The organism is Paenibacillus donghaensis (assembly GCF_002192415.1).
Classification (GTDB): Bacteria; Bacillota; Bacilli; order Paenibacillales; family Paenibacillaceae; genus Paenibacillus_AQ; species Paenibacillus_AQ donghaensis.
In genome coordinates this window covers 7,155,337-7,181,097 of record NZ_CP021780.1, presented here as the reverse complement: position 1 = coordinate 7,181,097, position 25,761 = coordinate 7,155,337, and the positions used below count along the sequence as shown (strand labels likewise).

Below are 25,761 nucleotides of genomic sequence, written 5' to 3'. Positions count from 1 at the left end.
GGTGCTTTTGGGTAATGAAAATGGAAAGACACCGGCTAGGCGGTGGCTCTCCATTCGGGTCTATTAGGCTATTGCGGCATGCTTGTCCGCTTGTAGCGGAAGAAAGGAATTAAGCCTGGTTGTTGGAACCAAACTCGCGAATTTTGCCGATAACGGTTTGTTTGATGGCTTCGCGGCCTGGAGCGATAAAGACGCGGGGATCATAAGCATCCGGTTTAGCAGCCAGAACTTCACGGACAGTCTTGGCGAATACGATCTGATTTTCTGTATTCACGTTGATTTTGGAAGTGCCGAGGGAAATGGCTTTTTTGATATCATGAGTTGGGATACCTGTTCCGCCATGAAGCACCAATGGAATGTTAGTCGCATCACGGACTTCTTCCATTTCCTTAAATCCGAGGTTAGGCTCGCCATGGTAAGGACCATGTACGGAACCCAGTGCAGGAGCCAATGTGTCGATTCCTGTTTCTTTAACGATACGGATACATTCAGCAAGGTCTGCATACATGATGCCGCCGATTACATCGTCTTCCTGTCCGCCAACCGTGCCAACTTCCGCTTCAACAGAAACGCCTTTGGCATGAGCATATTCAACGACTTTTTTGGTCATTTCAATATTCTCGTCGATTGAATGATGGGAGCCGTCGATCATTACGGAAGTGAATCCGGCATCGATAGCAGCCTTACATTTATCAAAGCTTGAACCGTGGTCAAGGTGAATAGCAACAGGAACAGTGATTTTCATGTCTACGATCAGACCTTCAACCATCTTAACTACTGTAACGAAGCCGCCCATGTGACGCGCTGCACCTTCGGATACACCCAGAATTACCGGTGATTTCTCTTCTTCTGCTGCACCAAGAATCGCTTGTGTCCACTCGAGGTTATTGATGTTGTACTGGCCAACTGCATATTTTCCTTCAAGTGCTTTTTTTAACATGTCCGTCATAGATACTAATGGCATGGTTTCATCCTCCTAAGAATGTTGGGTTAACTTATATTTCTAAGCCGACATCACATACAGCCCTATTATAGCACATCCTGTGTCAAATACTAAATAGGATAAACAAAAAAATGTCCCGGTGGGACAATATCGATCCAGCCCTTGCGTGGGGCAGACCTGTCCTTTTGCAAACGCCATATGGGAGCGGCACCCAGGAGGAATTCGTTGCGTTAGCTGTGATGATCTACAGACTTCTTGTGGAGATGCATATTAACCGCCATCCGCATTTCATCAATGTCAAAAGGTTTCGTGAAATGCATTAAAGCACCCAGTTTGGTTGCTTCCTTGATCATGTCCAGCTCTCCGTAAGCCGTCATCATGATCACCTTGATTGCCGGATTCAGCTCCTTCAGGTGCTTCAGAATCTCAAGACCATCCATCCCTGGAATCTTCATGTCGAGCAGGACAAGATCAGGAGATTCGCTGCTGACAATATCCAAAGCGATTTTGCCGTTTGCCGCTTGATATGTCGTATACCCTTCGCTGTTGAACACTTCCATAAGCAGAATTCGGATCCCGTTCTGATCATCGACAATTAACACTTTCTTTTTCTCCATTTGATACCCTCCCACGATTTAAGGCAGATTGACTATACCGCGCTCTCCACAGCTAACGGCTCCTTCCAGCTCAGTCCATACGACACCTATTATTCGCGGCCCACGACCAGAATCCTGCTAATTGGATAAAATGCGTAAATCTATGTCATAAAATGGGTTAGTGGCAGCTTGATTCAGGACGATTAAGTAGAGGCGGCACCTGTTTCTGCGAGAAATAGAAGGATAATTTATGGCGTGGAACATATAAAATTCTTATATTTTTTAAAAAAGCCTCCGAGAGGAGGCTATACAGATAAGTGTGAAAGTAACGCGAGGCTTGACCTACAGCTGTCCGGCATGCACCAGCGACGCTTTGACAAATTCGCGGAACAACGGCTGCGGACGGTTGGGACGGGAAGTGAACTCCGGGTGGAACTGCACTGACAAGAACCAAGGGTGACCCGGCAGCTCGACAATCTCAACCAGACGGCCATCTGGGGAGGAACCGGAAATGACCAGACCCGCCTTCTCCATCTGTTCACGATAAGCATTATTGAACTCATAGCGGTGACGGTGACGCTCGTACACCAGCTCATCATTGTAGCAGGCTTCGGCCAGGGAACCGGGAAGCAGCTTACAAGGATACAGGCCCAGACGCATGGTGCCGCCCATGTCTTCGATATCCTTTTGCTCCGGAAGCAGATCAATCAACGGATACTGGGTTTCCGGATCGATCTCTGAGCTGTTCGCTCCGTCAAGGCCCAGAACCGAACGTCCGTATTCAATAACCGAAACCTGCATTCCCAGGCAAATGCCAAAGAAAGGAACCGATTGCTCACGGGCATAACGGATTGCGCTGATCTTGCCTTCAATCCCGCGATCGCCGAAGCCGCCCGGAACCAGAATGCCGTGTGCGCCATGCAGGAGCTCTTTCACATTCTCATCCGTAACTTCCTCAGCGTTGACCCAGCGCAGCTTCACATCGCTATTAGAGGCGAACCCGGCGTGAGACAGGGATTCCACCACGCTCAAATAGGCATCATGCAGGGCAACGTATTTGCCGACAATCGCAATTTCCACGGTGTGCTCCAGCTTGTTGATCCGCTCCAGCATACTTTCCCATTCACGCATATCAGGCGCAGGGGTAGTCAGCTTCAGATGGTTGACCACAATCTCGTCCAATCCTTCGTCGCGCAAATTAAGCGGAACCTCATATAGGGTTGAAGCATCGCGGCATTCTACCACCGCATTGGCATCAATATCGCAGAACAAGGCGATCTTCGCCTTCATATCGTCCGAAAGCTGGTGCTCGGTACGGCATACGATCACATTCGGCTGAATTCCGATGCTGCGCAGCTCCTTAACACTGTGCTGTGTCGGTTTGGTCTTCACTTCGCCTGCTGCCTTGATATAAGGAATCAGGGTAACGTGAATATACATCACATTCTCACGGCCGATATCGCTCTTGATCTGACGGATCGCTTCAAGGAATGGAAGGCTCTCGATATCACCAACGGTGCCGCCGATTTCAGTAATGACCACATCCGAACTGGTCTCGCGGCCCGCGCGGAAGACACGCTCCTTGATCTCATTCGTAATATGCGGGATAACCTGAACGGTCCCGCCCAGGTATTCACCCCGGCGCTCCTTGCTGATTACCGACGAATAGATCTTGCCGGTGGTCACGTTGTTATTCTTCGACAGGTTAATGTCAATAAACCGTTCATAGTGTCCAAGGTCAAGGTCTGTCTCCGCACCATCGTCAGTTACAAACACTTCACCATGCTGGTAGGGACTCATCGTTCCCGGGTCCACGTTAAGGTATGGATCAAATTTCTGAATCGTGACCTTCAGGCCTCTGTTCTTTAGCAGCCTGCCCAGCGAAGCGGCGGTGATGCCTTTGCCAAGGGAAGACACCACACCGCCCGTTACAAAAATATACTTTGTCACTGTAAAAACCCTCCTATATGATGTCCATTAATTCAGGTGACGCACAAATCATATCGTAACCCGTTTCTCACGGGGGAAATCAGAAGTTGCTGCTGCCTTCTGGCAGTTCCTTGGCCTCTAAAAAACAAAAAAGTGACACCGGTAGCACCGGGGCACTTTTTATTTTAGAGAACACAATTATTAACTTTCATCAGAAGCCCATGCAATAGTTTACTCTGCCGCTTCCCCACTGTCAAGGAAGGAATTGCATGTCGTAAAGACTTTGACGCAAATGTTACTTGTCCTCATCATCGGCATCGTCGTCGGTGCCCTCTTCTGCATCGTCTTCGTCCGTATCGTCTTCATCAATATCTTCTTCATCGATTACAACATCTTCATCGACTTCTTCTTCGCTGTCGTCGTCTGAATAGAGGTCGTCGCGATCTTCATCGATAACATCGAAGTCCTCTTCTTCCGCAGCGTAATTCTCTTCTTCTTCGGCGAAGTCATCATCTTCCAGATCGTCGTCTTCATCGTTGATGATACGCACACGCTTCGTATTGCCAACCGGGTCATCGGAACGTTCCAGAGGATACCAGCGTTTCAATCCCCACAGATTGGTTCCTACACAGGCAAAACGACCGTCAATATTAATCTCGGTATATAACTGGGCGATGGTATCGTTGCTCTCTTGATCGGTCATACCGCGCAGCTTGGCCACTTCGACCATCAGATCACGGTAATAAAACGGCGTATTGGCCGACTTCAGCACCAGAAAGGCCAGATCCACCATCGGCATTTCTTTAACTTTCTCAGGGTCCAGCTTTAAATTGAGTGGCGTACTCACTAAAGGACACTTCCTCTCACGCAATGTTCACCGTACGGTTTATTTCGTAACTATCCATTAACAAACCTAAGTAAAACCTATTTGGGAACAAATTGCAAGTCAAATACGGGAAGTACGGGGGAATGTGAAAAAGGCGGAGGAAATCCTCCGCACATGACTGTATCCACGCCAAGGATCGGCTCCTTACGGGATGTTACAAAGAGAGGTTAATGTCTCTTCGGTTTATTTTATGTAAAGCGCAGTCTTTTGACACGATGGGCAGCCTATTTCGTTAAAAAAGGGCAAGTTCCCATTCGGAGCCCCTCCTCCAATCATACAATATGGCAGCACGGCACCGAGGAGGGGACGGCGACACTTATGGACTATTATAGATTTTGGCAGCTGCTGCTTGATGAGATATCAGTTGCCCCCAAGAATGGTGAGCGGCGTATTGTCACCTTCCATGATCCCCGCCATTATGCCGGAGTCTTGTCAGAATGGAGAAGCTTGAAATCCAAGCGTGCCGGACTTAAGCAGGTACAGGTATCCACATTGATCCGGGCTTTCGTCATGCCCGCTGCCGGAGCGGCTAGACTGCTGGACCGTTTCGCCGAATCCCTGAATGTAGAAGAAGACCTGCGCATCCAGATTCATTCCATTCCCGGTGAGCGAGTCGGCACCGCCGTCCTGCCTTGGGGCGTAAAAGCCATTCATGCCCCCCAGGCCTGGACCCGCTCTACCGGAGTCCAGGTGCGGATCGGCGTCATTGATACAGGGGCGGATTACCGCCATCCCGACCTGAAGCATTCTCTAACCTCCGGCGTCAACCTGCTGCACCGCGGCATGCTGCCGCTGGATGACAACGGGCACGGCACCCATATCGCCGGCACCTTGTCCGCCGCAGGAGGCTCGCGCGGCATGATGGGCGTAGCGCCGCGCGCCCTGATCTATCCGGTCAAAGCCTTCGATCACAGCGGCTCCGCCTATGTGTCGGACATCGTGCTTGGTATTGACTGGTGCGTGCAGAACAAGATGGATCTGATCAATATGAGCTTCGGGATGAAGACCCGCAGCAAGGCGCTGCATGATGTGGTGCAGAAGGCGTACCGCTCCGGCATCGCGATCATTGCCTCCTCTGGCAATGACGGCAAGCGCGGAGGCGATTACCCGGCACGCTACCCGGAGACCATTGCCGTCGGCGCGACCGACAAAAGGCAGCGGGTAGCCAGCTTCAGTAACCGCGGACCGTATATCGATGTATACGGTCCCGGTGAAAACGTGCCCTCCTGCTGGCTGAGGGAGGGCTACAAGGAAATGAGCGGCACGTCCATGGCGACCTCGCATGTGACGGGGGCGGCGGCGCTGCTCCTGGCTCTGCGGCCAGGGCTCACGCCGAAGGAGCTGAAGCTGCTGCTGCGCCGCAGCTCTGTCCCCGTGCGGCTGCGCAAGGGGCAGCGCCGGGTCTCGCTGGGCGGCGGCTCGGCCGATGCCCAGCGGCTCTTACGGGCAGGCACCCGCACCAGGCGGGCAACGGCCGCGACCGTATAACCTGGTGGCGACAGCACTCAACGCCTGCAGCCACCCAAGACACAAGAAATCCGCCTCCGGTCAGTCCGGGGCGGATTTCTTAATTTAGAGCCTACATCTTGTCGGGCGCAGACACGCCGATCAGACGCAGGACATTGGCAATGGTGGTGCGCGCCGCGCCAAGCAGCGCAAGCCGGGCCAAGGTCTGGGCGGCGTCTTCGGTGATGACGCGCTCCGCTTTGTAATAGCTGTGGAACAGCGATGCCAGATCATATACATAACGCACCAGACGGTGCGGCGCATATCCTTCTGCCGCTATGGCAATCTCAGCCGGAAGCTCGCCGATCTTGCGCAGCAGGTCATATTCATGCACTGCGGTCAGCTTGGTGAAATCGATCTCCGCATAATCCGGCAGAGCAATGCCCTGCTCCTCCGCCTGGCGGAAGATGCTGCAGATCCGCGCGTGTGCGTATTGGACATAAAATACGGGATTCTCGTTCGAGGTCGAAATCGCCAGATCCATGTCGAAATCGAGGTGGGAATCCATGCTGCGCATTGTGAAGAAATAACGCATCGCATCCAGCCCCACTTCCTCCATCAGGTCCTCCATGGTAACGGCCTTGCCGGTACGCTTGGACATCTTGACCTTCTCGCCATTCTGGAACAAGCTGACCATCTGCGCAATCAGCACAACCAGCTTCTCAGGATCGTTGCCCAGCGCCGCCATAGCCGCCTTCATGCGCGGGATATAGCCGTGGTGGTCCGCGCCCCAGATGTTGATCATCTTGTCATAGCCGCGTCCGTATTTATCGTCATGGTAGGCGATATCAGGAGTAAGGTACGTATACGTACCGTCATTCTTGATCAGAACGCGGTCTTTGTCGTCGCCGTATTTGGTCGTCTGCAGCCAGGTTGCGCCTTCCTGCTCGTACACTTCGCCGCGGTCGCGCAGCTCATCCAGTGAGCGCAGCACCTTACCGTTCTCGTACAGCGAGGTTTCGCTGTACCAGATGTCGAAGGAGACGCGGAAGCGGCCCAGATCGCGTTTGATCTTGTCCAGCTCCTTGCCCAGCCCGTAGGTGCGCAGGAATGCGGCGCGGTCGCCGGGCGTCATCTCCAGCAGCGCCTCGCCCTGCTCGGCCACCAGCTCGCGGGCGAAGCCCTTGATGTCTTCGCCATGGTAGCCATCCTCCGGCATCTCTGCCGGCTGGCCCAGCTCCTGCAGATAACGGGCTTCAATCGACCGGCACAGGTTGTTGACCTGGTTGCCTGCGTCATTAATGTAATATTCGCGGGTCACTTCATACCCTGCGAAATCAAGCACATTGCAGAGCGCATCGCCGACGGCAGCGCCGCGGGCATGTCCGAGATGCAGGCTGCCCGTAGGATTGGCGCTCACAAATTCCATTTCCACTTTCTGTCCGCGGCCAATGTCCACACGTCCGTAGTCCGCTCCCTGCTCTGCTACCCGGGTAATGACCGGATAGAGATAATGCTTCGAGAGGGTGAAGTTAATGAAGCCCGGTCCGGCAATTTCCGCCTTCTCGATGGTGACTCCGCTGGTGTCCAGGTGGGAGATAATGGCTTCGGCTATCTGCCGGGGATTGCGCTTGGCCAGTTTGGTCAGCTGCATGGCGGCATTCGTCGCCAAATCACCAAAAGCCTTGTCCTTCGGCACTTCCAGCACAATGGCCGGAAGCTCTTCGCGGGCAACCAGGCCGGCGGCAACAATGGCATCGGCTATAGCCTCTTTGACCCGTTCATTCACCTGCTCGAGCGGGTTTGATTGATCTGTTAACATGTGGGTTCCTCCTGTATATGCAAACTGAGCGCGAATTGGCCGGATAACTCTTCATACACATACAGCCCATATTCCCAGGACACCTGCAGGGAACGCCCCTTGCGGATGATATCCAGCTTGCGGGTATCTGTGGACAGATTGAACTGCATGTATGGCGAGCGGTAGAAGCCCGGCAGCCGCCGACCAGCTTGAAAGGTCTGTTCCGACTCAATCGCCCCGTGGCGGATCAGCTTCAGTTCATGGTCTGCAATCTTGAGCGTGGTCCGGACCGACTGCGCTTCGCCCTGTGGCCCCTGCTCCCGCTCTTCATAGCGGATAAATAGCTGTGCTCCCCGGATAATGGCTTCTCCGGTCGTGCTAAGCACATTCTCCTGCCCGTCCTGAATGCTTGTAAGACTTAGTGAAACTGCGTACTTGTCAGACTGTTGTTGGTGTTCAGGCACCGTACGTCCCTCCGCTTCTTATGTGACCCGGGGGCTTATTCGCATTCCCATTGTACACTATATCCAGTTCCGCAGGGCAATTCAATCCCCTGTCAGCGGGGAAACGGTCTACAGCAGCAGCAGATCAAGCTCACCAGCAGTCTCCAGACGGCTAACCATTGCCAGCCACTCCTCCGGCTTCTCGTCCAATACCGAGTAATAACGCCTACGATTGCACCAGTTCCCTGCCCAGTCCAAGCTTGCGGTATTTCGGACGGACACATAGCTTGAGGAGGAAACGGAATATCATTCGGTGTAATCACAGCCGCTTGTCCGAAGTTCGCCCGCATAAGATCGACCGTAGGCAAGGAACCGACAGTTCCGGTAAGCACCACATAGACCTGGTTCTCAATAGCACGGGCATGGCTGGTATATCTTACGCGGTGGAAGCCGTGGCGGTCGCCCTGTACATGATGGGCAAAAAATAACATCCGCTCCCTTGGCCCGTGCCATCCGCACAATCTCCGGAAATTTATTTAGAGCACGGCTCTCTTTTTTAGTAATAGAATTTTACCATAATGAAGTTTAAAAACACACTGGAAGGCGCCTTCCCGTGAATATCTCTACTCTTCCTTCCCCATAATGAAATACATACACTGCCTGCACATTGTCACTTCAGCAAGGAAGGGAGCCAGGTGTTATGTCGCGCAAATCCGCTTCACCTCCTGAACGCAAACGCAAAAGCCGTCTCCGCCGGCTGTTCCGGCTGCTGGCGGTGATGACCGTCCTGTTACTGCTGGCCGCCGGAGGCCTGCTGGGATATCTCTATCAGAAGGAGCTTCCTCCGATTGCCGATGATTTCCGCTCCAGGCTGCTTGACGCCAGAGGCAACGTACTGGCTACCTTCAGCTCGGATGGACGCAGCCGTGATCCTGTTGCGCTGGAGGAAATCTCCCCGCTGCTCATCCAGGCTACACTGGCGGTGGAGGACCGCAAGTTCTATCACCATGTCGGGTTTGATCCGAAGGGGATGGCCCGCGCCCTGCTGGTGAATCTGGAGCAGGGAAGCCGCAGCCAGGGAGCAAGCACTCTAACCCAGCAACTGGCGCGCAACCTCTATCTGTCCCATGAGAAGACCTGGACCCGCAAGGTACGGGAGGCCTTTTATACCCTGCAGCTGGAGATGAAATATAGCAAGGATGAAATCCTGAACATGTATTTAAACGAAATCTATTACGGACACGGCGCCTATGGGATTGAAGCAGCCTCCCGGATGTACTTCGGCAAGGCGGCGGCCGAGCTGGATCTGGCCGAAAGTGCAATGCTGGCAGGAATCCCCAAAGGTCCGACCTATTATTCGCCTTATAATCATATGGACAACGCCAAGAAACGGCAGCAGCTTATTCTGAATGTCATGGCCGAACTGGGAGAGATAACCCCTGCGGAAGCTGAGCAGTCCACGCAGCAGCAGCTCGCCTTCAAGCCTCAGGGAGAGAAGGACACTATAGTCTCTGCACCTTACTTCCGGGATTACGTGCGAAGCCTCGTAACCAGCACTCTTCAGATCACCGGCGAAGAGCTGGATCAGGGTGGGCTGGACGTATATTCCACGCTTGATCCAGACATGCAGCAAGCAGCGGAAGCAGCCGTTGCACAGGGAATGGACCCGGACCAAGAGCTGGAGACGGCACTGGTGTCGCTTGACCCCCGGACCGGCTATATCAAAGCGATGGTCGGCGGCAAGAACTACCGGTCCAACCAGTTCAACCATGCTCTGGCTACAACCCGCCAGCCAGGTTCTGCCTTCAAGCCGATCATGTATCTGAGTGCGCTCTCTTCGGGGTCCATGACCAGTCTGTCCGTCTTCAACAGCCAGCCGACGCTGTTCCATTATGACAACAACCGCCAGACGTATCAGCCGCGCAACTTCGGCGACAAATATCTGGGAGAGATCAATATGCGACAGGCTATTGCCGCTTCCGACAATATCTATGCCGTGAATACAATGATGAAGGTGGGCGCTGATAAGGTAGCTGAGCTGGCCGCCAGGATGGGCATCACCAGCCCGCTTCAGCGCGTACCTTCACTGGCACTCGGCACATCTCCCGTCAGCCCGCTGGATATGGCCGCAGCCTTTGCCGTAATCGGCGGAGGTGGCGTTAAGCTGCCTGCTACAGCCATACTCAAGATAACCGATGCCACAGGATCTGTATTATATGAGGCGCCTCAGACGCAGGGAGAGAAGATTGTGGAGCCTGCGGCTGCTTATGTGCTGACCACGCTGATGGAGGGGGTGTTCGAAACCGGCGGCACCGGCAACCGCGTAGCCTCCATTATCAAACGTCCCGTGGCCGGCAAGACCGGAACTACGGATACGGATGGCTGGATGGTCGGCTTCACACCCGAGCTGGCCACCGCTGTATGGGTCGGGTATGACAAGGGGCGGGACATCGAAACGGCCGATGGACGCAGGGCGGCTCCGATCTTCGCCCAGTTCACCGAAAAGGCGCTGGAAAATGTGCCGCCGAAGATTTTCCCAATACCTGACGGTGTGGTCAGCGTCTATATCGATCCGCACTCTGGTAAACTGGCGACTCCGGATTGTCCGGAGAAGAAGCTGGAGACCTTCATCAGCGGTACGCAGCCTGTGGAATACTGTGATCAGCACGGAAGCGGCGGCGATCAACCGGTGGAAGAAGCACCGGACAACTCCACCCCCTCTGAAGCTGAAGGCTCTTTATGGAAGAGCATTAAGCGCTGGTGGATGAATTGACCGCTTGCGCAACTGCCTGACTGAGATACGGCACAATAGTTGATGGTCTGCGTTTCGCCATGGCCGAATTGGGTAATTAACAATAGAACCCCAATAAACCTCGCCCTTTTATCTACATAATCGGGGGAGGTTTTTATTTATTTTTCCTAGAATTGGAGACGCTTCCCCATTTTCTAAACTTACAATTACTGCTATAATAATGGATATCCACCAAAAAATATAAGATGTAAATGAGGGACATGGGATGAAGGATACAGGCATGATCCGGAGTTTGGACAGTTTAGGGAGAATTGTGGTACCTGTAGAAATACGTTTAACGCGCAATATCGACATTGGTGATCCGATTGAATTTTTTATTCTGGATGAGAAAATTATTGTCTTGCGTAAGTACACCTCGACCGAATGTACCTTTTGCCGCAGCCTCGACCATGTGACCTACTATAAGGACCAATTTATCTGCAATAACTGCCTCAAGGAGCTTGGAGACCCTGAGCGCGACCCCGGACAGCCTGAGCCTGTACATAACGCAATCGTGGAAGCCCCGGAGCATAGCAACCTCCGCAGAACCAAGACAGAGCAGATGAGCCAACGCCTGGAGCAGGCTATTGCCGACCATCCCTTCGCCAACCAGAAGGAGCTTGCCGAGGTGCTCGGCATCAGCCAGGCCCGCGTCAGCCAGCTTAAGCGCAGGCTGGGTTCTACGAACAGGCCGTGACTTCAGCAGCCTGCAAGCTCCGTATTGTACACACAAGTAGAAACGGTTACCGTCCTTTTAGGGACGGTAACCGTTTCTGCGAGAAATAGAAGGATACGGATATTGTGAAACATATAGTTTCTTATATTTTGAAAAAAGCTCCGTTCTCCTGAAGCAGGAGAGCGGAGCTTTTTTAATGTGCATCTACTCTGAAAGAACAGCCTTCAGTTCCTCCGGTGAGGCGTCCCACCAGGCATCGTTGTGAGCGACCAGCAGCGATTTCAGCGCCTTCTTCTCCACTTCGCCAAGCCCTTCCACAATCACTTTTCTTTTGAGAGCTCCATCCAGCTTATTCACATGATCCGCGAGTATCTTCCAGCCGCGGCGCGCTTCTGTATCAATCCACATCTCACAAGCGGTAATCCCGCCATAGAACTGGCCTTCCGGTGTACGGTCCACCGCGACCCATACGAGCCAGACCTGTCTTCCCTCGGGGACATCCTCACGGTTCGCAGAGAATTTAATTCCTTTCTCCACCTTGCTCTTGGCATGCATGGCACCGATGTCAATGACCGCTTCGCCTCCGTCAATAATAACGGGCGATACATTATTCAGATCAATAGAGCCTGCTCCAAATCCTTTATGCTTGCTCTTGGCATTCACAATGTTCAAGGCAATCTGCTTCTTGCCTTCCGGTTGTATATTATCCACAGTGCACATCCTTCCTCGTACGAATAATTTAATTTTAGCTAATAATGCGGCGAATGCAAACATATACATCCCGTAGATGCTTGTCACGGGAGGAATCACTGTATGAAGCCACTGTCTTTAAGGTTCACGATCTTTGCGACCCTGGCCGCGCTCATGCTGCTGGGAGGAGCCCTATGGAGGTTTGCTGGGGATAGTCCTGCCCCAGCGGCTGTCTATGCCCCCAAAGCGGCCAAGTCCCCTGGCCTGTCTCTGCCGGCGCCCGCTCCCCGGCTTCCGGCAGCGGAAGCGGTCCCTGTTCCTGCGGCGACCGTATTAAGCGAACGGATAGTGGAGTATCACCTCGACGTGAAGCTTGTGGAGGAGAGCGGAGTTCTCAGCGGAGCTGAGACGGTAACCTGGACACATCCGGGCAAAAAACCGGTCAGCGACCTCTATTTTCACCTCTATCCCAATGCCTTCGCCTCCAAGAACACCACCTTTATGAAAGAATCAGGCGGGGAATTGCGGGGAGATACGATGCCGGAGAACGGCTTCGGAAACATGAATCTGACCGATCTGCGCACAGCCGACGGAATATCACTGATGCAGCGGCTGCAGTATGTGCAGCCCGACGATGGCAATCCGGACGACCGGACGCTGGTGAAGGTGCATCTCCCACAGCCCGTTCATGGCGGAGAGAGCATCACACTTAAGCTTCAGTTTGAAGTGAAGCTGCCCAAAATATTCGCCCGCATGGGCACCTCCGGCCCGTTTGTAATGGCAGGGCAATGGTACCCCAAGCTGAGCGTATATGAACCTGCAGGTACCCGAGGGGCCAAGGAGGAGGGCTGGAACCTTCACCAGTATCACGGAACCTCAGAGTTCTACAGTGATTTCGGCATATTTAACGTAAGAGTATCTGTTCCCTCCAATTATACGGTTGCCGCTACCGGATTTCCGGTCAAGCCGTCGTCTGTGGTACAAGATCGCCGGATTTATCAGTTCTACGCCGACGATGTACATGATTTCGCCTGGGCTGCTTCTCCCGACTTTGTGGTTGCCGAGGAAGCGTTCTCTACGGCGGAGGTCCCTGGCGTGCGGATCAAGCTCTACCTGGACCCGATGCATAAGGATCTGCAGGAACGGTACTTCCAGGCAGCCAAGGCGGCCTTAGCCTCTTTCAGCAAATGGTACGGGCCCTATCCATATACCACCTTATCCATTGTTGTCCCGCCCAAAGGGGGGAATGGCGCAGGCGGCATGGAATATCCCACGCTGATCACAGCCTTTGGAGCCTCCGAGGCGTCACCGGACCTTTCGCTTGAGCGTACGGTTATCCATGAGATTGGTCATCAATATTTCTATGGCATGCTGGCCAGCAATGAATTTGAAGAAGCCTGGCTGGATGAAGGCTTCACTTCCTACGCCGAGGAGCGGTTGATGGAGCAGGAATATGGCGTCCCCTCCAATCTTCCTATCCAGGCGAGCCTGGCTTTTCCATCCCTGCCGCTGAATCTGGAGACCTGGAAATATGGCAATGCAGATGCCTACGCCCGGAATGTGTATCTTCGCGGCAAACTGGTGCTGAAGGATATTGAACAGCAGGTGGGCAGCACTGCAATGGACAGCATCTTGTCTGCCTATACCCGTAAATACCGCTTCCGCCATCCTTCCAGCAGCGATTTCCAGCGCACTGTGGAGAAGGTAACGGGACAGTCCTGGCAGTCCTATTTCGACCAGTATGTCTATAGCGGAGGGGCACCCGATTTCGCCATAGACAGTATTACGTCCTCTTCTCAGGCAGAAGGAAGCTCTCACAGCTATCAATCCCGGGTCCAAGTCTCGAACCACGGCAGCGAGTATGCCAAGGTACCCGTTCGGTTTAATTTCTCCGACGGGACTGCCGTCGAGCGGATTTGGAGCGGCAACGGGACGGAAACCACCTTTCAGCTCTCCCACAACAGCCCCCTGTTGTCGGCGGAGATCGACCCGGGCCATACGGTTCTGCTGGAGAGCAAGCACCTGAATAACTTCAGACTGGCGGAGCTTGACCGCAAATCACTTTCCCGCTGGACATTAAGTTTGACGAAACTGCTGGAAACAGCGCTTAATACATTGGTCTGGTGAGGTGAATGATGGTGAGAACTTCATTAACCCGTGGCTGGCGCAGCATGAAGGAGCAGTCCTATATCCTTATCCTGCTGTTTATCTACCGGCTGCTGTGGGGCTATTTTCTGTACCGGTTCGTAAGGTCGGCGGTGATCCCTGTGATGCAGCATTACCCTACCGCCGATGCAGGCGGCAGTGCGCTGGGGCGCCTGCTCTTCTACATTGAAGGCCAATTTGCCTTAAGCTCAGATTCTGCGGTACACGGGTGGCTCCTGATGCTGCTTGCGCTCTCCCTGCTCCGGCTGCTTGCTTCACCCTTTATCAGGGCAGGGCTAATCTACGAGCTGCACCAGGAGAGTAAGGGAGAACGCGGTCTGTTCTTTTTTCCCGGCATGAAGCTGCACGGACTGTCTGTACTGCTGCTTAGCCTGGTGGAGTGGCTGCTGGCACTGCTTCCGCTCTGGTGGCTTGCCCCCAAAGTGTACGGGCTGCTGCTCTCCTCAGTTATGGATTATTCAAAACTGCTTACAGTGGTCCCCTATATACTGGCTTGGCTGGTTTATCTCTACCTGGTGCGGCTATTCATTCTTTATATGCAGTTTGGTTGTACGGCTGGAAACGGAATGTTCTCTTCGCTGCTGATTGCCTTTCAAGTTCTGTTCTCAGCAATCTTAATATCGCTTGTACTGGGGGCTGGCGGATTAGCCCTGCTGCTGATTAGCGGCCTCACTGGTATTTTTGCTCCGGGCCTATCTGCACTCCTGGTCCGCCAGCTCTGCCCGCTTCCTGCCACCCTGTTCCGAATGTGGGGAGTAGCTGCCCAATATCATCTATGGCACAGCAAGCGCTTTCCACAATAATACAGGCAATATTTGGACATAATAGAAAACCACTGCCTCCAGGTTTGGGACAGTGGTTTTTTTGTTGTGCACATCTGCTTAGAAGATTTGCAAAACTCTAAATCCTCTGATACAATGATGCCTGTACTACTAGTAACAACTTTGTAATCTTTTGAATTGTTTTATTCATAATTGCATGCAAACCGTCGGTTCTGACAACGATTGAAAGTCACTATTCTGGTGCATAACACGCCAAATTCCCTGCACCGGGAAGTGGGGGAACCATATTTTGGGTGAATTGATCTCGTAACAGAGGGATCATAGGGAATCTTCTACCGAACCCTTAAGCTAACCTCGCAGGCCTTGGAAGGAGTACATCTTTTGAAGATTCAGTTCTTTAAGAAAAAATTCGTCGCAGCTGCATTAGGGCTTGTTATGGCATTCTCGATTGGCGGAGGCAGCGCTTTTGCCGATTCTAAGATGGACAACGTTATTACAAAAACACTGGGAACGACATATAGAACCGGAGGAACAACCACATCCGGATTCGATTGCTCTGGATTTACGAAATATGTCTTCACCAAGATGGGCCTCAGCCTGCCGCGCACCTCGAAAGCACAATATAATGTTGGAACTACTGTATCGAAAAGTAAATTGCGCTCCGGCGATCTGGTATTCTTCAACACGCTCGGCAACGGAATTTCTCATGTTGGAATTTATGTTGGCAATGGCAAGTTCGCGCAGTCATCCTCATCGCGTGGTGTTACCATCACTTCCTTGAGTCAAGCCTATTGGGCCAACCGCTACGTTGGCGCCAAAAGAGTTATGAGTACGTCCTCGTACCAAGCTGTGGCCTACGATTGAAATTTCCCCACAACCTTAACCCCTATCATAGACTTAACCACCCGGACTTGATTATTGTCGTAATCAGGTTCGGTTTTTTTCTTTCCTTATTCTACCTTTTACACCGATCGATCCGTCGCGAAACAGCTTTTCCCCATTATTTCAAGAAAAATTTGTAAAAATACCACAAAGCCGCGTACTCCCCAGTATTTTGCCGCTCTGAATCTCCAATTCAGCTAATATTTCTGCATTAATATGTTATAAGTGATTGCCAAGCGCCAGCTTCTTTGTTACAATAATCGCAGTGAAGTTTTAGTAACATTTTTGTAATTATTCAGTTATGTTTTGCTAAGGTTTTGTCATGTATTGGTTACAAGCTAATCCTAATCAAACAGTATGTGCCGAGTTCCCTAACAATCAGGGAAACGGGGGAACCAACTTTGGGTGAATTGACCTCCTATTCTAAGAGGGGTCATAGGGGACCTTCAACCGAACCCTTAAGCTAACCTCGTAGGCATTTGGAAGGGGTATACACTTTTGAAGAAGAAGTTAGCAGCCGCATTACTCAGCTTTTCCATTGTTCTCACTATGGGAGCAGGAAGCGCTTTCGCCGATTCCAAGATGGATAAGGTAATCGACAACACTCTTGGAACGAAATACGTATCCGGCGGAGTTTCCACCAACGGATTTGATTGCTCTGGATTTACCATGTATGTGTTTGACAAGATCGGCATTAATCTTCCTCACCAATCCGGTTCCCAATACCAGATGGGCACAGCGATCTCACGCAGTGACCTGAGAGAAGGCGATCTTCTATTCTTCAATACAAGCGGCAAAGGTGTATCCCATGTTGGAATTTATGTTGGCGACGACAAGTTCGCACATGCATCATCCAAACGCGGTGTAACCATCAGCACACTGAGTGACAGCTATTACGTTGACCGTTACGTTGGCGCTAAACGTATCATGAGTACAGATGCTTACCATGATGTTGCCAGCGATGTTCAAGACAATGACAATGTTGAATAATAAGTAGCTCTTACAGAAGCTCTTTTCCGAGGTTGTTGCCACAACTCTCCGGGAAGGAGCTTATTTTTGTCTATATTTTTTATTTACCCCTCCCATAGAGTGCCAAACAGTAAATCTGCCGAAAAATCCATTTTAATAAAATATAATTTGTAATTTGTCAAGTTTCAGCCTTGTTCAGTTATTTTTGCGTCGCATCAGGCCGATAGTGGATATAATTTAGATATATCGTATTTCGCACGCGAAAGGAGGCCTCGTTGCCTTATGATCTCTTCCCCCGTTACGTTTCATGTAGTACCGATGGAGTCCGGGCATGGTGAGGATATTTGCCAGTGGGATTACCAGCCGCCGTACAACATCTATGGCTGGATGCCCTGGAAGCAGATGCAGGAGCTTGGCATTGAATTCGGCGACCCTCAGCTTCGTGAAGAACAATATGTATCTGTTATTAATGACCAGGGTGACTTATGCGGATTCGCACAGCTTTTTCCTATGGAAGGCGTGGTTCGGCTGGGAATCGGCATGCGCCCGGAGTTATGCGGCCAGGGGCTGGGCTCTTCATTTATGAACGCCATTGTAAAGAAGGCTCTAGCACGGTATCCGGAGCGGGAGATTGACCTGGAGGTGCTCACTTGGAACCAGCGTGCGATCCGGACCTACCGCAAGAGCGGATTCACCATTACCGACACCTATGAAAAGCGGACTCCGACCGGAGAGAAGCCGTTTTATTGCATGGTCTATGACCCAACGCAACGGCAGAGCTAATGCCTCAATCTCCTATACAATTGAGCATAAACCCTGTTCATTTTTTTGACACAAATACTATGATAACGCTTTAGCATAAGCTATACTATAAGCAGCAGCTTAAGTAAGAAACGGCTTTGCCGTCCTCTACAAGAGGCGGCATCCCTGAAAGGACGGATGACGATGCAAAAATGGATCATGAGCGGTTTGTTTTTTGCCGCCTGTGCCTTTGCGATTGTGCTGATGTTTGCTCTGCCCGGCAAGGAAGAGGTTGCTGAGGAGCAGAAACCGGCTATGCCGGCCGTACAGCTGGACGCCGCAGCCGCTGAGGAGGTAGTTAAGGCCACCTGCATCTCCTGCCACGGCGACCAGCTGCAGGGCGGAATGGGCCCGAGCCTTCAGCAGGCGGGCGCAGAGCATGATGCCGAGGCAATCTATAGCATAGTCACCAAAGGACGCGGACAAATGCCATCCTTCAAGGAGCAGCTGGCTCCCGAGGAAATCGCCAATGTCGCCATGTGGCTGGCCGAGAAGAAATGAACCGAACCCCCGTTCCTTATCTTAGCAATGCACAAAAAACACCCGTGCCCAGGACCTGTTGTTGTCCTAATCGGCACGGGTGTTTGCTATTTATTACGGTGCCCGGCTTATCTGGGCAGCCGCCTAACGGCTTTTGTCATATGCTTCGTTGAATTCATGCGCTTCACGGACATCCAGAGCCGTAATTCCACCAGCTTCATGGGATGTCAGCCGCAGAATCACCGCTTTGTAATCTATCGTGATATAGGGATGATGGTCGAAGGCCTCCGAGATCGTGGCTACCTCATCCACAAAAGCAATGCCCTTCATAAACTGGCTGAACATATATTTGCGCACCAGTGTACTCTCTTCCAGCTTCCAGCCTTCAAGCTTGATTACCTGCTCACGCAGTTCTTCCTCTGTTAATAGCAATTATTTCCCTCCCTTACTAAGAATAGCAACATAACCCGCCAGAATCGCCTACTCCACTTATCTGCTAAATAAAACATCCCTTAGCTTCTGAGGTCCAAGGGATGCGCCAAGATAACGGCAATTTTCGGTTAAATGTATTCTGAAATCCCGGCTAATATAACTCCAAGGCTCTACCAATCTTACCACGGGCTGTTGATTGCGGGCAAATGATGAGACTAAGCCCGGCAGGGCCGGTGTCAGACAAGCACCACCGAAGCCAGATCTTCCTCACCCAGCAGAATGTTAATACGGTGCGTCTCTTTATCATAGATCACAACACCGCTCCCCACTTGAATCACCGGCTCGTTGCCGAGTGCGAAGAATAGGTCCTCTGCCAGTGCCTCCCAGACCTCCATCTTGGATTCCTGCGGCAGTTCCTGCCACTCGTCAGGCTCCATCTCAAAAAATACATACCCGTCCGTAATCCGTCCGACCGCCTCGGTCAGCTCCGTCAAAATTTCACTGTAATCTCTGCCATGTTTCACACCCACGTATATCACTCCGTTTTCTCCACAATGAATAATTACTTACCTTTACCATTATAGCCGAAAATATGACTTCACAAAAAAGCGAATGCTGACGATAAATAAGAATATACGTTAGTCTTTTCACTTTAAGTGTCCCGCCGCTCTTCAAGGATGATAAACGCGGCATAGCCGGATCACTTTTTTAAAACTCATGGACGAGGTGCATAATGGAAATTTCATCAATACTCGGTTTGGTTTTTGGTTTGGTCGCAGTCCTCTGGGGGATGCTGCTGAAGCACGCTCCTCTGGCAAGCTTAAACAACCCCGCCGCCTATGTCATTATCTTTCTAGGTACAGTCGCTTCGATCTTCATGGCCTTCCCGATGTCGGAGGTCAAGAACATTCCCAAGCTGTTTAAGATTCTTTTTGTGAAGAAGAAGATGGTCAGCAAGGCAGAATTAATAACGACATTCATGGACTGGGCTTCCATTACCCGCCGCGAAGGCTTGCTGGCGCTGGAATCCAAGGTAGATGAAATCGAAGACAACTTCCTCAGAAACGGAATGCGGATGATTATTGACGGCAATGATCAGGAATTCGTCCGCGATGTGCTGATGGAGGATATCCATGCTACAGAGGACCGCCATAAGGCGGGGGCACTGATCTTCTCTCAGGCAGGGATGTACGCTCCAACCCTAGGTGTACTTGGTGCGGTTATCGGTCTGATTGCCGCATTGGCCGATATGAGCGACATGGCCAAGCTGGCCCATGCCATCGCAGGGGCGTTCATCGCCACCCTGCTGGGGATTTTCACCGGTTATGTTATGTGGCATCCGATGGCTAATAAGCTTAAGCGGCTCTCCAAGCGTGAAATTGAAGTGCGGTTGATGATGGTGGAAGGCCTGCTGTCGATTCAATCAGGCGTCTCAACGATAGCGATCAACCAGAAGCTGGCGGTCTTCCTTACCCCTACGGAACGGGCCAAACTGAGCAGCGAGCGGGATGGAGGCGGCTCCAGTGAGCAAAAAGACTAAACGACATGAGGAACACGAAGAGCATGCCGATGAATCCTGGCTGCTGCCTTATTCTGACCTGATGACCTTGCTCGTCGCCCTCTTCCTCGTTATGTATGCCATGAGTGCGGCCGATGCCCAGAAATTCGAACAGATGAGCCAGGCCTTCAGCTCGGTCCTGAATGGCGGTTCCGGGATTCTTAACGAATCCTCTGCCACCCCAACCCAAAGTAATTTGGATCAGGGAAAGGGAGAAAAGCTGGACAACGTAGTTGCAGACAATACCGGGGAATCGGAGATCAGCAGGCTGCGCAAGCAAGAGCAGCAAGAACTGGAGAAGCTTAAGAAGCAATTCGATCAGTACATTAAGAATAATGGTCTGACCGCTATGCTGAATACGAAGCTCAACCAATCCCAGCTGACGATTACAATCAGCGACAACGCCTTGTTCGCTTCTGGCCAGGCCTTCGTCAAGGATGACTCCCGTCAGCTGGCCAAGTCCATCTCCACAATGCTGCAGCAATTCCCTGATTATGAAGTCCTTGTTGAAGGTCACACGGATAATGTTCCGATCAACAATTTCAATTATACTTCCAACTGGGATTTAAGTGCTGACCGGGCCTTGGAATTTATGAAGATCCTTCTGCTGAACACGAATCTTGACCCCAGCAAGTTCAGTCCCACCGGACAAGGGGAATACCACCCGATTGCCGACAACAGTACGGCGGTTGGACGTGCCAAGAACCGCCGTGTTGAGGTGTCGATCATCCGGAAATATCAGGATGCCAAGCAGCCTGACGATGTGATCTCCACCACTAAATAAACATTCTTATAGTTGAACAAGTGGAAACGGCTACGCCGTCCTTTTAAAGGACGGGGCGTTTCAGCGAGAAATAGAAGGATAATTTATAGCGTGAAACATATAAATTCTTATATTTCAAAAAAGAGCTGCGCCCAGGATATATGTCCTGAGCACAGCTCTTTCTCTGTTATTATAACGCGTGTGCTGTGGCCCCTAAGGACCTCCCGCTAGCTACAGCAGCTCATAATCCAGCATAGCACCCAGCTCGCTTCTCTCTTGGTCAGACAGCTCCCGCCACTCGCCGCTCCGCAGGGCTCCCAGGCGGATATTCATGATCCGCACCCGCTGCAGATGCCGCACCTCATAACCGAATGCGCTGCACATGCGGCGGATCTGCCGGTTCTTGCCTTCGGTCAGAATAATACGAAAGACCCGCTCGCTGATGCGGGTCACCTCGCAGGGCAAGGTCCGCTCTCCCATAATCTTCACACCGGTAGACATCCCTGCCACAAATGACGGCGTAACCGGCCTGTCAACCGTAACGATATATTCTTTCTCATGTTTGCCTTCAGCCCGCAGGATCTTATTGACGATATCGCCATCATTAGTCAGCAGAATTAAACCCTCGGAGTCCTTGTCCAGGCGGCCGATCGGGAAGATCCGTTCAGAGTGTCCGACAAAATCAACAATATTGCCCTTGATATGCTCTTCTGTTGTCGAAGTAATGCCGACAGGCTTGTTGAGAGCGATGTAAACGGTCGTAGCCGCCGTTTCCAGCTTTCTGCCATCAATCTGCACCTCATCGCCTGCCACCGCCTGACTGCCCAGCACAGCAGGTGCTCCGTTGATGGTAACACGGCCTGCTTCCACCAGCTTATCCGCTTCGCGTCGTGAGCAATAGCCCGTTTCACTGATGAATTTATTAATTCTCACTTTGTTCGTTCACTCCATTTCTCATCTTACTCTGCCGAGGAAGGCTCGGCAGCGGCCCCGGGCAGCGTAATGGTTACGACTGCGCCGCGGCCGAATTCACTCTGTATTTCCAGACTGCCCTTATGGGCTTGAATAATACGCTGGCTGACCATCAGCCCGAGCCCTGTGCCCGTTTCTTTATTCGTGAAAAAGGGTTCCCCCAGCTTGGGCAGCATCTCTTCAGGGATACCCTCCCCCTGGTCAGCAATCCTAATGACTACGGAGTCCTGTACCAGCTGCTGGTCGAGAACAATGATCCCGCCCTCCGGCATGGCTTCGATTGAATTCTTGACAATATTAATAAACACCTGCTTCAGCTGGTTCTCTTCACAATGGACCAGTGCAGACACGTTGGAGAACCGTGTCTCGAATTCAATGCCGCACAGATGGGCCTGGCTGTCCAAGAGCGAGATCACATCGCTAAGGATGGACCGCACATCCTTCAGCTGGAAGTGAACGGCTTGGGGTTTGGCGAGAATCAGAAATTCGCTCACAATCAAATTGATCCGCGCCAATTCCGACAGCATCAGCTCAATATGCAGCGGGACGATCCGCTGCTTCTGCTGCTGCAGCTGCAGGAAGCCCTGGAGCGTGGTCAGCGGATTGCGGATCTCATGCGCTACACCTGCTGCCAGCTGGCCTACAGTAGTAAGCTTCTCGGAGCGTCTCAACAGCTCCTCCATCCGGTTGCGCTCGGTCATATCCCGTGAGACGTGAACGAAGGAATGCGGATGTCCCTCCTCATCGCGGATGACCGAAGTGCTGACGCTTACCTCTACAAGCGTACCATCCTGCTTCAGCCTCACTGTCTCCACCGGAGGCAGTGAGGCACCATTCTTCAGTTCCTCCAGCCGCTCCTCCTCCTGAAGAAGCGCTGTGGCCGGTACCAGATAAGGCATCTTGTCCGCCGCATCCGCCGCACTCCAGCCATACAGCTCTTCAAAAGCCTTGTTGGTGCTGATAATCCGGCCTTCCATATCCACTGTATGAATCGCATCCGAGGTGCCGTTGATCACGGATTCGAGATGTTCTTTGACCGCACGATTCTCCTCAAGTGTCTGACCCAGCGTTCTGTTATGCTCCATCAGATGAGAGGTCATCGCGTTGATACGCAAGGCCAGCTGGCCCAGCTCATCGCGGCTGTCTACCTTCAGCGGCGGATCAAATTTACCTCTAGCCACATCATTTACTTTTCTTAGAATATCCTGAATCGGCCGGGTAACAATACCCGCCAGTACATAGCTGCCCAGGAAAAAGATCACCAGCAGCAGAATAGAGGTAGTAATATTCTTGATCAGCTGCCCCTTCAGCACGGAGGAGATGACGGAATAATCCATCACCACGCTGATGACATACATGTCCATTCCAGGATGGTCAATGGGGATAAAGCTCTTGAGCACCCTTTTGCCAAGAGCCTCCGTGTCTAAGGTTACCGGCTCCCGCCTGCTGATCGCCTGCATAACCGCAGCCTTGTCCTCCTCTACATGGCCGTAGATATAGCTGCCGTATTTAATCGGACGGTTGCGCAGCTTGACATTGACAGAGTCCTTGCCGTCCGGCCCCATGCTGGCCAGTCCAAAGGTTTCAGGGTTAATTCCCGTGACCTCCAGAATCCCTGGATTAACCTCACGGGTCTGCTGCACAATGTCATCGGGATTCATTACCTTTATATAATCGCTGACATTTGTGCTGCGAATATAGGGATCAATAATGTAATTGGTAGTTCCATCGAAATAATATCCCCATTTCTCGATATAGTCAGGGTTCGAGGTTGAGTATTCAAAGGGCCCTGCCCAGAAATTATCCAAAGCCTGTCCCTTCTCTACTGAAACTGGCTGACCCTCCAAGAGCTCCAAAAACGCCAAATACCAATACCCCATCGATTTGGTAGTTAAGCCGATTTCTTTCGGCTCAGAGGATTTCTGCACGACGATATCATTCTCGGTCTTCACGAGCAGTGAAATGTTGGAGATCCCCAGTTTGGCGGCAAGCTCCTTAAGCTGCTTGTTGGTGACGTTCTTAATATCCGGGTCCAGTTCCTTGGCGGCCATGATGGCAGTCATACGAAGGTTCTGGGCAATCTGGTTCTCCACATAATTAGAGCTATAGCTGCTTTGTTCTACAGAAACGGCAATCTGCATCGCGGTCATTTTCATATTGTTGACACTCTCATTACGCAGGTTGCTCCGCGCTTCATACAGGTTGAGTGTCAGATTCAGCGCCAGAATTAGCAGCACTGATCCGAAAATAATAGCAGATAATTTAGTTTTTATGGACAAGCTTCCTATTCACCTCTTATCCGCTGGTAAATCCTAGCGGAGTGTTCATAAATATCATACCTTTTGGCACTTCATTTGAAAAGACATTTAAGCGCCTCCCTATATGGCAATGATTGAATTCCCCCGGTGCTTTCTCTACAATATAAAAGAAACCACACACAGGTTATGCACATATAAACAGATCGTTGAATTTTGATGTGTACAAAATTGTGCATAAGTCGGCTGTTATCCACAGAGTTATGCACAATTTGTTAAGAACGAATATTTGTTCGTTGTATAATCGGGATATATGAAGGGAAGATGAGGTTGAGAAATACGTTGGATTATTCTTTGGTGGATGAGCAAGCCATTCATGAATTCTGGATGAAGCAAGCCATTCTTGAAGCAAATAACGCCGAGGCGCTCGGCGAGGTGCCGATTGGTGCGGTCATTGTAAGGCATGGCGAGATTATCGGGCGGGGCTATAATCTGCGTGAGACTACTCAGGATTCCACTGCACATGCAGAGATGGTCGCCATCCGCGAGGCCAGCAATCACCTGCAGTCCTGGCGGCTGCTTGATTGCCAGATGTACGTTACACTGGAGCCTTGCCCCATGTGTGCAGGAGCCATTATCCAGTCGAGAGTGCCGCTAGTTGTGTATGGTACGACCGATCCCAAAGCAGGCTGTGCAGGAACACTTATGAATCTGCTGGAGGAGCCGCGCTTTAATCACCGGACAGAAGTCATTCGGAGCGTCCTGCAAGAGGAATGTGCAGGTCTATTGACCTCATTCTTCCGCAAGCTGCGCCAGAAGCCGCAAATCTAATTCAACTACAAATAACCTAGCAAGGGAGAAAGTCACTGATGCAACTAACCTTCTATAACCATCTGCAAGGCATTTATATTGCTCCCCTGGAGCTGAAGGACGCCGGCAGCCTGCTCCGCTTGCGTGTAGAGAACCGGAGCTCCCATCAAAGATATGAACCTCTGCGTGAGGAGGACTATTACACCCTGGCCAGCCAGGAGGAACTGATCCGGCAGCGCATGTCGGATGCCGAGCAGGACAGGGGCTACATGTTCGGGATTTTTCTGCTGGAGGGTGAGCTAATTGGACAAATCACCCTCTCCAATATTGTCCGAGGTGTTGGCCAGTTTGCTGATTTGGGTTATGTTATGGATCAGCGCCACCAGGGAAACGGCTATATGAGCGCAGCCGTAGCGCTTGCTCTGGATTTTGCCTTCCGAGCGCTTGCACTGCACAGAGTCCAGGCAGCCATTCTGCTGCATAATGACGCCTCCCGCCGGGTGCTGGAGAAGAACGGTTTCCAGGCTGAAGGCATAGCCCGCCGGTTCATCCGAATTAATGGAGGATGGCAGGACCACCGGACATATGCCATACTGGCAGACGATATTTAAACAGAAATCCACTCCTATAACAACAAACAAACCCGCATGCGCAGAAATCTGCAGACATGCGGGTTTGTTAAAAATATAA

Annotated in this window: 24 protein-coding genes, 1 pseudogene and 2 riboswitches; of the genes and pseudogenes, 13 read left to right on the top strand and 12 right to left on the bottom strand. The window is 51.7% G+C overall.

From position 1 onward, the window contains the following. Positions 1–109 precede the first annotated feature (109 nt). The 4 genes from fba to rpoE all read right to left on the bottom strand — a co-directional run bounded on the left by fba (position 110) and on the right by rpoE (position 4,315). Positions 110–964 (bottom strand): class II fructose-1,6-bisphosphate aldolase, encoded by an 855-nt coding sequence (gene fba, locus B9T62_RS32570; RefSeq protein ID WP_087919056.1) that lies wholly within the window; start codon positions 962–964, stop codon positions 110–112. A 209-nt stretch (positions 965–1,173) separates the two neighbouring features. After that, a complete protein-coding gene (locus B9T62_RS32565; RefSeq protein WP_087919055.1) occupies positions 1,174–1,560 on the bottom strand; it encodes a response regulator in 387 nt (128 codons plus the stop codon). Between the two features lie 321 nt (positions 1,561–1,881). Beyond that, on the bottom strand, positions 1,882–3,489 hold the full coding sequence (locus B9T62_RS32560) for a CTP synthase (protein ID WP_087919054.1): 1,608 nt from the start codon (positions 3,487–3,489) through the stop codon (positions 1,882–1,884). Positions 3,490–3,763: 274 nt separating this feature from the next. Continuing rightward, positions 3,764–4,315 carry a DNA-directed RNA polymerase subunit delta gene (rpoE, locus tag B9T62_RS32555; RefSeq protein WP_087919053.1) on the bottom strand — a complete coding sequence of 184 codons (552 nt, stop codon included), beginning with the start codon at positions 4,313–4,315 and terminating at the stop codon, positions 3,764–3,766. Positions 4,316–4,672: 357 nt separating this feature from the next. Between rpoE and B9T62_RS32550 the strand changes: the two genes are divergently transcribed. Next, positions 4,673–5,842 carry a S8 family peptidase gene (locus tag B9T62_RS32550; protein WP_087919052.1) on the top strand — a complete coding sequence of 390 codons (1,170 nt, stop codon included), beginning with the start codon at positions 4,673–4,675 and terminating at the stop codon, positions 5,840–5,842. A 91-nt stretch (positions 5,843–5,933) separates the two neighbouring features. On the opposite strand, the gene argS is transcribed toward B9T62_RS32550, so the two are convergent. The 3 genes and pseudogenes from argS to B9T62_RS32535 all read right to left on the bottom strand — a co-directional run. After that, positions 5,934–7,622, bottom strand: a complete 1,689-nt coding sequence (argS, locus tag B9T62_RS32545) for an arginine--tRNA ligase (RefSeq protein ID WP_087919051.1) — start codon at positions 7,620–7,622, stop codon at positions 5,934–5,936. Further along, positions 7,616–8,065, bottom strand: coding sequence for a YwiB family protein (locus tag B9T62_RS32540; protein WP_211296376.1), 450 nt, complete (start codon positions 8,063–8,065; stop codon positions 7,616–7,618). The genes argS and B9T62_RS32540 overlap by 7 nt, the downstream gene beginning before the upstream one ends. A 260-nt stretch (positions 8,066–8,325) precedes the next feature. Next, positions 8,326–8,578 (bottom strand): annotated as a pseudogene (locus B9T62_RS32535) (nitrilase-related carbon-nitrogen hydrolase); the annotation flags it as partial. Between the two features lie 166 nt (positions 8,579–8,744). Between B9T62_RS32535 and B9T62_RS32530 the strand changes: the two are divergent. Continuing rightward, positions 8,745–10,817: a transglycosylase domain-containing protein gene (locus B9T62_RS32530; RefSeq protein WP_087919050.1), complete on the top strand. Its 2,073-nt coding sequence runs from the start codon at positions 8,745–8,747 to the stop codon at positions 10,815–10,817. A gap of 244 nt (positions 10,818–11,061) precedes the next feature. Then, entirely contained in the window at positions 11,062–11,532 is a 471-nt protein-coding gene (locus B9T62_RS32525; protein ID WP_087919049.1) for an AbrB/MazE/SpoVT family DNA-binding domain-containing protein, read from the top strand. Between the two features lie 183 nt (positions 11,533–11,715). Here the strand turns inward: B9T62_RS32525 and B9T62_RS32520 are convergent, their stop codons facing one another. Continuing rightward, the gene (locus tag B9T62_RS32520; RefSeq protein ID WP_425436618.1) at positions 11,716–12,231 is read right to left on the bottom strand and encodes a YwhD family protein; all 516 of its coding nucleotides are present in this window, start codon (positions 12,229–12,231) and stop codon (positions 11,716–11,718) included. Positions 12,232–12,324: 93 nt separating this feature from the next. Here B9T62_RS32520 and B9T62_RS32515 point away from each other — a divergent pair, with 93 nt between their 5' ends. The 6 genes from B9T62_RS32515 (at position 12,325) to B9T62_RS32490 (ending at position 18,302) form a co-directional block, all read left to right on the top strand. Beyond that, entirely contained in the window at positions 12,325–14,328 is a 2,004-nt protein-coding gene (locus B9T62_RS32515) for a M1 family metallopeptidase (RefSeq protein ID WP_087919047.1), read from the top strand. 5 nt (positions 14,329–14,333) lie between these two features. Next, complete coding sequence (locus tag B9T62_RS32510; protein ID WP_157794096.1) at positions 14,334–15,170, top strand: hypothetical protein; 837 nt, start codon at positions 14,334–14,336, stop codon at positions 15,168–15,170. A 219-nt stretch (positions 15,171–15,389) separates the two neighbouring features. Then, positions 15,390–15,527: riboswitch (cyclic di-AMP (ydaO/yuaA leader) on the top strand. A gap of 57 nt (positions 15,528–15,584) precedes the next feature. After that, on the top strand, positions 15,585–16,013 hold the full coding sequence (locus B9T62_RS32505; protein ID WP_087920511.1) for a C40 family peptidase: 429 nt from the start codon (positions 15,585–15,587) through the stop codon (positions 16,011–16,013). A gap of 368 nt (positions 16,014–16,381) precedes the next feature. Then, positions 16,382–16,524, top strand: a riboswitch (cyclic di-AMP (ydaO/yuaA leader). Between the two features lie 5 nt (positions 16,525–16,529). Continuing rightward, positions 16,530–17,021 carry a C40 family peptidase gene (locus B9T62_RS32500; protein ID WP_425436617.1) on the top strand — a complete coding sequence of 164 codons (492 nt, stop codon included), beginning with the start codon at positions 16,530–16,532 and terminating at the stop codon, positions 17,019–17,021. 261 nt (positions 17,022–17,282) lie between these two features. After that, positions 17,283–17,783, top strand: coding sequence for a GNAT family N-acetyltransferase (locus tag B9T62_RS32495; protein WP_087919045.1), 501 nt, complete (start codon positions 17,283–17,285; stop codon positions 17,781–17,783). 162 nt (positions 17,784–17,945) lie between these two features. Then, on the top strand, positions 17,946–18,302 hold the full coding sequence (locus B9T62_RS32490; RefSeq protein ID WP_087920509.1) for a c-type cytochrome: 357 nt from the start codon (positions 17,946–17,948) through the stop codon (positions 18,300–18,302). Positions 18,303–18,425: 123 nt separating this feature from the next. Here B9T62_RS32490 and B9T62_RS32485 read toward each other — a convergent pair whose 3' ends face one another. Then, on the bottom strand, positions 18,426–18,713 hold the full coding sequence (locus tag B9T62_RS32485; protein WP_087919044.1) for a 4a-hydroxytetrahydrobiopterin dehydratase: 288 nt from the start codon (positions 18,711–18,713) through the stop codon (positions 18,426–18,428). A 236-nt stretch (positions 18,714–18,949) separates the two neighbouring features. Beyond that, complete coding sequence (locus B9T62_RS32480) at positions 18,950–19,243, bottom strand: hypothetical protein (RefSeq protein WP_087920508.1); 294 nt, start codon at positions 19,241–19,243, stop codon at positions 18,950–18,952. 203 nt (positions 19,244–19,446) lie between these two features. Between B9T62_RS32480 and motA the strand changes: the two genes are divergently transcribed. Both motA and B9T62_RS32470 read left to right on the top strand, forming a co-directional pair. Continuing rightward, complete coding sequence (gene motA, locus B9T62_RS32475; protein WP_087919043.1) at positions 19,447–20,253, top strand: flagellar motor stator protein MotA; 807 nt, start codon at positions 19,447–19,449, stop codon at positions 20,251–20,253. Beyond that, positions 20,237–21,055, top strand: a complete 819-nt coding sequence (locus B9T62_RS32470; RefSeq protein WP_087919042.1) for a flagellar motor protein MotB — start codon at positions 20,237–20,239, stop codon at positions 21,053–21,055. The genes motA and B9T62_RS32470 overlap by 17 nt, the downstream gene beginning before the upstream one ends. A gap of 210 nt (positions 21,056–21,265) precedes the next feature. Here the strand turns inward: B9T62_RS32470 and rluF are convergent, their stop codons facing one another. Both rluF and B9T62_RS32460 read right to left on the bottom strand, forming a co-directional pair. Continuing rightward, entirely contained in the window at positions 21,266–21,967 is a 702-nt protein-coding gene (rluF, locus tag B9T62_RS32465) for a 23S rRNA pseudouridine(2604) synthase RluF (RefSeq protein WP_087919041.1), read from the bottom strand. A 26-nt stretch (positions 21,968–21,993) separates the two neighbouring features. Further along, a complete protein-coding gene (locus tag B9T62_RS32460) occupies positions 21,994–24,285 on the bottom strand; it encodes an ATP-binding protein (RefSeq protein WP_087919040.1) in 2,292 nt (763 codons plus the stop codon). A 306-nt stretch (positions 24,286–24,591) separates the two neighbouring features. Here B9T62_RS32460 and tadA point away from each other — a divergent pair, with 306 nt between their 5' ends. Next, entirely contained in the window at positions 24,592–25,092 is a 501-nt protein-coding gene (tadA, locus tag B9T62_RS32455; protein WP_281257657.1) for a tRNA adenosine(34) deaminase TadA, read from the top strand. Between the two features lie 38 nt (positions 25,093–25,130). Beyond that, entirely contained in the window at positions 25,131–25,682 is a 552-nt protein-coding gene (locus B9T62_RS32450) for a GNAT family N-acetyltransferase (protein ID WP_087919038.1), read from the top strand. Positions 25,683–25,761: the final 79 nt, after the last annotated feature.

Bases quoted from the DNA above. Each gene is read 5' to 3' on its own strand.
- B9T62_RS32565 (WP_087919055.1), bottom strand. From the start codon at position 1,560: ATGGAGAAAAAGAAAGTGTTAATTGTCGATGATCAGAACGGGATCCGA.
- B9T62_RS32495 (WP_087919045.1), top strand. From the start codon at position 17,283: ATGATCTCTTCCCCCGTTACGTTTCATGTAGTACCGATGGAGTCCGGG.
- B9T62_RS32520 (WP_425436618.1), bottom strand. From the start codon at position 12,231: ATGTGCACTGTGGATAATATACAACCGGAAGGCAAGAAGCAGATTGCC.
- fba (WP_087919056.1), bottom strand. From the start codon at position 964: ATGCCATTAGTATCTATGACGGACATGTTAAAAAAAGCACTTGAAGGA.
- B9T62_RS32525 (WP_087919049.1), top strand. From the start codon at position 11,062: ATGAAGGATACAGGCATGATCCGGAGTTTGGACAGTTTAGGGAGAATT.
- B9T62_RS32515 (WP_087919047.1), top strand. From the start codon at position 12,325: ATGAAGCCACTGTCTTTAAGGTTCACGATCTTTGCGACCCTGGCCGCG.
- B9T62_RS32450 (WP_087919038.1), top strand. From the start codon at position 25,131: ATGCAACTAACCTTCTATAACCATCTGCAAGGCATTTATATTGCTCCC.
- B9T62_RS32490 (WP_087920509.1), top strand. From the start codon at position 17,946: ATGCAAAAATGGATCATGAGCGGTTTGTTTTTTGCCGCCTGTGCCTTT.
- B9T62_RS32530 (WP_087919050.1), top strand. From the start codon at position 8,745: ATGTCGCGCAAATCCGCTTCACCTCCTGAACGCAAACGCAAAAGCCGT.
- B9T62_RS32550 (WP_087919052.1), top strand. From the start codon at position 4,673: ATGGACTATTATAGATTTTGGCAGCTGCTGCTTGATGAGATATCAGTT.
- B9T62_RS32505 (WP_087920511.1), top strand. From the start codon at position 15,585: ATGGCATTCTCGATTGGCGGAGGCAGCGCTTTTGCCGATTCTAAGATG.
- B9T62_RS32510 (WP_157794096.1), top strand. From the start codon at position 14,334: ATGATGGTGAGAACTTCATTAACCCGTGGCTGGCGCAGCATGAAGGAG.
- motA (WP_087919043.1), top strand. From the start codon at position 19,447: ATGGAAATTTCATCAATACTCGGTTTGGTTTTTGGTTTGGTCGCAGTC.
- argS (WP_087919051.1), bottom strand. From the start codon at position 7,622: ATGTTAACAGATCAATCAAACCCGCTCGAGCAGGTGAATGAACGGGTC.